This is a genomic window from Pseudomonadota bacterium, assembly GCA_030859565.1.
GTDB lineage: Bacteria > Pseudomonadota > Gammaproteobacteria > JACCXJ01 > JACCXJ01 > USCg-Taylor.
The window spans coordinates 24,333-32,008 of record JALZJW010000031.1; the positions used below are offsets into that span (position 1 = coordinate 24,333).

Annotated in this window: 7 protein-coding genes; 4 read left to right on the forward strand and 3 right to left on the reverse strand. The window is 58.6% G+C overall.

Translation table 11 applies throughout. The features are described 5' to 3' along the window. Positions 1-94: 94 nt before the first annotated feature. Both ppk1 and M3436_06690 read left to right on the forward strand, forming a co-directional pair. A complete protein-coding gene (gene ppk1, locus M3436_06685) occupies positions 95-2,200 on the forward strand; it encodes a polyphosphate kinase 1 (GenBank protein ID MDQ3563825.1) in 2,106 nt (701 codons plus the stop codon). Between the two features lie 90 nt (positions 2,201-2,290). After that, complete coding sequence (locus M3436_06690) at positions 2,291-2,920, forward strand: isoprenylcysteine carboxylmethyltransferase family protein (protein MDQ3563826.1); 630 nt, start codon at positions 2,291-2,293, stop codon at positions 2,918-2,920. A 15-nt stretch (positions 2,921-2,935) separates the two neighbouring features. Here M3436_06690 and sohB read toward each other — a convergent pair whose 3' ends face one another. Next, entirely contained in the window at positions 2,936-3,946 is a 1,011-nt protein-coding gene (gene sohB, locus M3436_06695) for a protease SohB (protein MDQ3563827.1), read from the reverse strand. Positions 3,947-4,184: 238 nt separating this feature from the next. Here sohB and M3436_06700 point away from each other — a divergent pair, with 238 nt between their 5' ends. After that, the gene (locus tag M3436_06700; GenBank protein MDQ3563828.1) at positions 4,185-5,075 is read left to right on the forward strand and encodes an alpha/beta hydrolase; all 891 of its coding nucleotides are present in this window, start codon (positions 4,185-4,187) and stop codon (positions 5,073-5,075) included. Between the two features lie 45 nt (positions 5,076-5,120). Next, positions 5,121-6,002: a cation diffusion facilitator family transporter gene (locus tag M3436_06705; protein ID MDQ3563829.1), complete on the forward strand. Its 882-nt coding sequence runs from the start codon at positions 5,121-5,123 to the stop codon at positions 6,000-6,002. Between the two features lie 82 nt (positions 6,003-6,084). Here the strand turns inward: M3436_06705 and M3436_06710 are convergent, their stop codons facing one another. Then, positions 6,085-6,633, reverse strand: coding sequence for a hypothetical protein (locus tag M3436_06710; GenBank protein ID MDQ3563830.1), 549 nt, complete (start codon positions 6,631-6,633; stop codon positions 6,085-6,087). A gap of 168 nt (positions 6,634-6,801) precedes the next feature. Continuing rightward, the coding region (locus M3436_06715; GenBank protein ID MDQ3563831.1) for a methane monooxygenase/ammonia monooxygenase subunit B at positions 6,802-7,676 on the reverse strand (875 nt) is incomplete at its 5' end.

Here is a 7,676-nt window from a genome sequence, read left to right on the forward strand (position 1 = left end):
GCGCACTCGCCTAGGTTAACATCAACCGGATTGCAACCTTGAGTCGGCACCTATCGCCCAGCCCCGGCAATCGCCGATCACAGGAACTTAGAATATGCTAAATCAAGACCCCGCTTTAAGCGCCGCCCCGGTCACGGCCATCGATGTCAGACAGCCGGATTTCTATATCAACCGTGAGCTGAGCCTCATCGAGTTCAACCGCCGCGTCCTCGACCAAGCTCGCGATGACAACATACCGCTGCTGGAACGGCTAAAATTCCTGTGCATCGTCAGCAGCAATCTCGACGAGTTCTTCGAAATCCGCGCCGCTGGGCTCAAACAACAAGTGGCTTACGGTGCGGCCCAGACCGGGCCGGATAACCTGAGTCCCCAGGAGCAACTCAAGCGCATCGCCGAGATCACCCGCGCGCTCATCAAGGATCAGTATGCCGTCCTGAACGATTTCCTGTTTCCGCAGCTGGCGGCGTGCGGTATCCGTTTTCTGAAGCGCGCCGATTGGAGCACCCGACAAGAAGGCTGGGTCAAACGCTTCTTCAATCGCGAATTGCTCCCCGTATTGAGCCCGATCGGTCTCGATCCGGCACATCCGTTCCCGCGCATCCTCAATAAAAGCCTCAATTTTATCGTTTCCCTCGAAGGCAAGGATGCTTTTGGCCGCAACAGCGGCATCGCCATCGTGCAGGCCCCGCGCTCGTTGCCTCGCCTGGTCGCGATCCCGGAAAGCCATTCGGAAGGACCGTATGATTTCATTTTCTTGTCGTCCATCATCCACGCCCACGTGGGGGATCTGTTTCCCGGGATGCGCGCCACGGGATGTTATCAATTCCGCGTGACCCGCAATAGCGATCTCCTGGTGGACGACGACGACGTGGAAGACTTGCTGCGGGCACTCGAAGGCGAGCTTCCTTCACGGCGATTCTCCGACGCCGTGCGCCTGGAGGTGGCCGATGATTGTCCCGCCGACATGACTCATTTCCTCACCGATCAATTCAACCTGGGCGCGGATGATGTTTACCAGTGCCACGGGCCCGTCAATCTCATGCGGCTACTCGCCATCGACGAGCTAGTCGACCGGCCCGAGTTGAAGTATCCGGGCTTTGTGCCGAGTCAACCGGCGCGGCTCGCGCGCAATACGGACATTTTCGACGTAATCCGCAGGGGTGACGTGCTGCTCCACCACCCGTTCGAGTCGTTCGCGCCCGTCCTCGATTTCGTCCGTGCCGCGGCCAGCGATGCCAACGTGCTAACCATCAAACAGACCCTGTACCGCACCGGCGCCGATTCCGCCATTGTCAAGGCACTGGTCGACGCGGCGCGGGTCGGCAAGGAAGTCACGGTCGTCATCGAGCTGCGGGCGCGTTTCGATGAGGCGGCCAATATCGAGCTTGCGAACGATCTGCAAGAGGCTGGGGCGCACGTCGTCTATGGCGTCGTCGGGCACAAGACGCATGCGAAGATGACGCTGGTGGTACGCCGCGAAGGGCGGCAGTTACGGCGCTACGTACACCTTGGGACCGGTAACTACCATGCGCGCACGGCGCGTCTTTATACCGACTATGGTTTGCTGACCTGTGATGCCGACATCGCCGAGGACGTGCACAAGATTTTTCACCAATTGACCGCGCTCGGCCGCCCGGGCAAGCTCAAACGCTTGCTGCAATCCCCCTTCACCTTGCACAAGACCATGCTCGAATGCATCGAGCGCGAGACACGCAATGCGCGCGAGGGCCGGCCGGCGCGCATCATCGCGAAGATGAATGCCCTGTCCGACGAACAGTGCATCCGCGCGCTTTACCACGCTTCCCAGTCCGGCGTTAAGATCGATCTCATCGTGCGCGGCGTCTGCTGCCTGCGGCCAGGAATCAAAGGGGTCTCGGAAAACATCCAAGTGCGCTCCATCGTCGGCCGCTTCCTGGAACACAGCCGGGTGTTTTATTTCTTCAACGACGGCGAGGAACTGGTTCACCTCTCGAGCGGCGATTGGATGGCGCGTAATTTCTATAGGCGCATCGAGACCTGTTTCCCGATCGACGACAAGCGGCTCAAACAGCGCGTGATCCAAGAGAGCTTGACGGCTTATCTCGCGGACAATACCCAGGCGTGGGTATTGCAGAACGACGGGGGCTACAAGCGTTGCGCGCCGGGCGCGCATAAGCCGCGGGCGGCGCAACAGAGCTTACTCGAGGCGTTGTCCGAGTAAGGGTAGCCGGTGACATGCTGACACTGAATAAGTGGTTACGCCAATGACCGAGTGGCGCGACGGAATGCAACTGAAAACCAGGAATCCACAGTGGGTGAATTGAATTTCGGCGCCGAAATGGCGTACGGTCATTGGCGTACGGTGATCCTTAACGCGCTCGCGTGGACGCTCGTAATCTATTACTTCATCCGGCCTCGGGCGTTCCAAGAGATTTGGCGCTTCGCTCTGTTATGCGCGTTCCTGATCGACGAGTTCGTTGAGCTTTACGGCTACCCGCTGACGCTCTACCTAGACAACCTGGTCCAACATCCAGCGGCCGACATGCTCTCGCATCAAGCGGGGGACTTGTGGCGGATCCTGTTCAACGTAGGAACGCGCTACGAGGCCTTCGACTACTTCCATCTGATTGCAGGCGTTTTTATTTTCGGCGGACTCATCGCGTTGTATTATGCCTTCACCGTGCTCAGGGCATCCCTGGAAAGCGGCTCCCCGGCGACGACCGGGCCCTATCGCTGGGTCCGGCATCCTCAGTATCTCGCGCTGTTCTCGATCCTGCTGGGATACGTGATTCAGGGCCCGACCTTGATCACTCTGTTGCTGTTCCCAGCCCTTATATACAGTTACGTGAGTTTAGCGCGGAAAGAGGAACAAGCCGCCCTCAAGACCTTCGGTCACGCCTACCGCATTTACCTGGCGCGCACGCCGGCATTCCTGCGCTGAGAGGTATCACACTTACTAGACAAGGAATCGGTGATCCCGCCATTCCGTCAAACCCTGAGCCGCCGGGGTCAACAACCGGTCGCGCAAACTTTTCTTGCGTTGATAGGTAAGTTCGTACAGATCCGCCTTGTTGGCTGCTTCCTTCAGGTAATCGTCGCTGGTGCGTATGGCGTCCACCAGTTTTAACGCCAGCGCCTGGACCCCATACCAATGTTCGCCGGTGGAAACCTTATCGATATCCACCGTGCCGCGATGGTCCCGGACAAAGGCCTTGAACAAGGCGTGGGTCTCCTCGATATCGTCCCGGAACTTGGCGCGGCCTTTATCGGTATTTTCACCGAACATGGTCAGGGTGCGTTTATATTCTCCCGCCGTGATGAGCTCAAATTCAATATCGTGGTTCTTAAGCATGCGGTTGAAGTTCGGAAGTTGGCCGACAACGCCGATGGAGCCGACGACGGCGAAGGGCGCCGCGATGATCTGATCAGCCACGCAAGCCATCATATAACCGCCGCTGGCCGCGACCTTGTCGACGCACACCGTTAGCGGGACCCCCCGTTCTTTGATTCGTTGGAGCTGGGACGCCGCAAGCCCGTAGCTATGCACCAAACCCCCGGGGCTTTCCAACAGCACCACGACCTCGTCGCGTTCCGTCGCCAACATGAGCGCCGCCGTGATTTCCTCGCGCAAGGCCGCTACCGCTAAAGCGCGCGGATCGCCGTGAAAGCGCAGCACAAACACGCGCTTCTTGAAGGCGTGTTGGGTGAGTAGTTTTTCCCCCTGCTTCTTTTTGGCCTTGAATTCCTTGAGCGCCTGTTTAAAAGCGCGCCGTGGTAACATGGCCGACTTTAATGTCAGAGCCATGGTTTCGTACCGGTCATTAAGGTACTTGACCTCCAGGCGTTCCTCGTGACTCGCTCGACTGCGTTGAATTATGAACACAATGAAAATAGACACGCCGATCAGAAGAACGAGGACGGTGATCAGTTTGGCGGAGAAGAGCCCGTATTCAGACAAAAAATCCATGGGGTGCGCTCCTGAATGTTGAGGTTTTTGGCCGGCTGGCCTACGAAGTTCCCCGTGGTACACGCTGGCTCCGAAATGCTTGACGTCGCCGAGAGAGCACCGCGGAACACCCGCGAAAGAGGATCATAGCAAATGTCCGTCGGCTCGCCATTTGAAACTTATTCCCGGCGGTTGTAGCACAAGGGCTCGTACCCTTTGGCACAGGACTGTGACTTCAAGCCATCTTTCGGTTCCATTTTTGTTTCTCATCTTGGCGGTCCGGCCGCTTGACGCAGCCTCGGAACCGCCCCCTTACGGCACCGAAGCAGTGGCCCGGCGCATCGATATCGGCGGCCGTTATCTTAATATCGCCTGCCTTGGGCAGGGCCGGCCGACGGTCATCCTGGACCATGCGCTCGGCGGCTCGTCACTAGACTGGCGTCACGTTCAACGCGGGCTCGCCTCGACGACGCGCGTATGCAGTTACGACCGCGCGGGATACGGCCACAGCGACGCCGGACCCGGGCCCCGCACGAGCAGCCGGATCGCATCCGAGCTACGCACCTTGTTGGACCGCGCGGAAATGCCCCCGCCTTACCTATTGGCCGGCCATTCGTTCGGCGGGTACAACATGCGTGCATTCGCGAATCTCTTTCCGGATGAAACGGCGGGGCTGGTGCTCGTCGATTCACCGCATGAGGAGCAAGCGGATAGGTTCTTTCAAATCGAAGCGATGCGCCGCTTGGATCCTCACGGTTCGCTCCAATATCTGTGGGAGTCCGAGATTCTCGGTTCCTTGTCGGCTATCGACCTGAAGCCATTCGCGAGGCTCCTCGGTGCCCGCTCGGCTTCAATGCAAGCGATATTCAGCGAAATCGCCGGGTTCGCGGAAAGCAGCCGGGAGCTTCGCTCGTATCCCAACGACAAGGTACCCGTCGTGGTCATAGCCCGCGGCCGGCGGGTACTCGCGGGCGGGACGCTTAGCGATCAACTGGAAGATCAGTGGCTTTCCCTGCAAAAGGATCTAGCATCCCGTTTCAAACACCATCGCTTCATCGTTGCGGAGCGCAGCGGTCATATGATTCCTTTGGAGCAGCCCGACCTGGTCATCGATGCGATTAAACGCTTGATCCTTGAACACCGGCCGTAGACACCCTCGCTACCTTGGCTTCAGTCACCTAGGCGTTGAACGTACATGCAAACCCAGTGCAAGCATCCGCCTGATGACACCACCGAAAACGCCCGCGGCGAGCGCGCATCGCAGCGGGTTCTAACTCTAACCGCAGCGATGACTGTCGTCGAGGTCACCGCTGGCATGGCCTACGGATCCATGTCCCTGCTCGCCGACGGTTGGCACATGGCGACACACGCGGCCGCTCTCCGAATTACCGCGTTCGCATACCGATTCGCGCGCCGCCATGCCGCCGACCAGCGCTATACTTTCGGTACGGGTAAAATCGGCGTCCTCGCGGGTTTTGCCAGCGCTGTCGCCCTCTTGGTTGTTACAGCCGTGCTTGCTGCGGAATGCATCTTGAGGTTAATCGAACCAACGCCGATTCGATTCACCGAAGCAATACTCGTAGCGGCGCTCGGCTTAGGGGTCAATCTGGTGTGCGCCCATTTTCTAAGCGATCCTCCGAGTCACGATCATAATCTTCGCGCCGCTTACCTACATGTGCTCGCCGACGCGCTCACTTCGGTACTCGCGATTGTCGCACTGCTGACGGGAAAAATGTTCGGGTGGATCTGGATGGACCCCTTGATGGGGATCGCGGCCGCCGCCTTGATCACGCGCTGGGGCATTCAATTGCTACGAGAGGCATGCACGATTCTTCTGGACATCGCCCCCGATCGAGAAATGCTCGCGGCCATCCGGCGCGCAATTGAGTCCGACCACAGCGCCCGCATCACGGACCTGCATGTCTGGAACATCAGCCCGCGCCGGTTGGCGGCCTTGGTATCGATTGAAAGCCGAAAGGCTCAGCCCGCCGCTTATTACCGCAGTTTGTTATCCCCGTTTGGCGGGCTCTCCCACGTCACCATCGAAGTCAACAAGCACCGCGACGATCAAGCCTAATTCGTCCCGCGCCGAGCTAGTTTTCCGCATGCCCTAAGGCCTTCGTTTCCCTGCGCCGTAGTACGCAACCCGGGCCTGAACACTATGCGGTCTCCGCCTGCCGGTGCCGCCGTAGTACAAAGAAGACCATCCCGCCAATCGCCGCGAGCCCGAGCCCGATATAGATCGCATTCGTGCCCTTCGGCACGACCTGGATCGGTGCCTTGAGCACCAAGGGACGCACATCGCTCATGACTAGAACGGCTATATATTTCTTCTCGGCCTCGAAACTCGCCTCAACATCAATCATGCCCTGCGGGAATACTTGGGTCGGCACATGCGCGATGGTCTTGACCACGCCACCGATACCCCCGGTTTTACCCATCTCGACGATCCTTAGCTCAGCAGGTTTTGAGCGCATCACCGTTTCCACCAGGTCGAATACTAAAATCGTTTTCCCAGGCGACGGCACATCCCAGCAATGCTCTTCGCCTCCCGTCGCTTGCTGATAGGCGGTAAAGTGCATTGTGTACTTGCCCAAGCTGACGACGCAGGTATCGAATTCTATCGCGGCGCCTCCATGCGCGAAGACCGGGTTAGCGGTAAGGGATCCAAAGCCCAGTAACGCCCCAATCATGATCCTATTTAACATGTTTACCTCCTGTCCTCTGCCTAAAACTTTACCGGATGAACTACTTTGAGTTCATTCGATCCCTAAAAAAAGCCGCCCCCATGGCTGGGGGCGGCGCACATCGATTTGCGGGCAAACTCGCCCCTTATAATTATTTTCGGGGCACCGCGTAGTCAGCTTAATTGACGATTAGGTGAACCTCGGGAGCAACGGTCCGCCGACTGGAGCCATCGAACGGAAGCCGCTCGAATCCACGAAGAACAGCAAACCACCGAAGCGGCTGTCCGGATCGTAGATCACGTCGGCGATACGCTCGTTTTCCCAAGCCGCATCGGTGCCTGTTAAGGTCACGACCTTGGACTGTCCCGGTAATATCGGGCTGTTGTCGTCGACCGACAAACCTTCCGGCGCGAGCAACTGCGGCGGATAGTTCGTGTCGTCCTGATACACCGATGCATTCAGGAAGCGAATGCCCGCCGTCTCGAACTCCGATACCTGGATCGGGTTCACGCCGCGGTTGTTGATCCGTACCTTCAGGATAACCGACCGGCCGGGAACACGGTAAGTCGCTTGCTCCACCGTGGCCTCCACCACAGGCGTACCCTCGGGGATCGGCTCCATCACTCCGATGACGCCTGCCTGCAGCGGTATCGTAATCGGATTGGCGCTGTTCCCCGCATTGTACCCGACCCAGGTAATGACCAGCGTGGCCACCATGAACCCTAGACCTACCTTCACATCGGTGGGAGAGACGATGCTCTCATCCCCCGCCTGCCTTGCCATATAACGCGGAAGGAATAGGGGTTTCGCCGCCCAATACCCGACCCACGCGATGCCGAAGAATATCCAGAAGAAGCTCCATCCCCAGATCCCTGCCGTACCCACCTTCTCAATGTCTACGGTGTTGCCGGTGAGCGTGGTCAGTTCGTGTTTATAATCCGCCATGGTACCGTCGATCTGCACCCACTTGCCGGGACCGATGATCGGGCCCGCGGCCTCCACGTTCATCATCGTATGGACGTGCCAACGGCCGGGACGGCGCGCTTGCAGCACCACCTTGAACG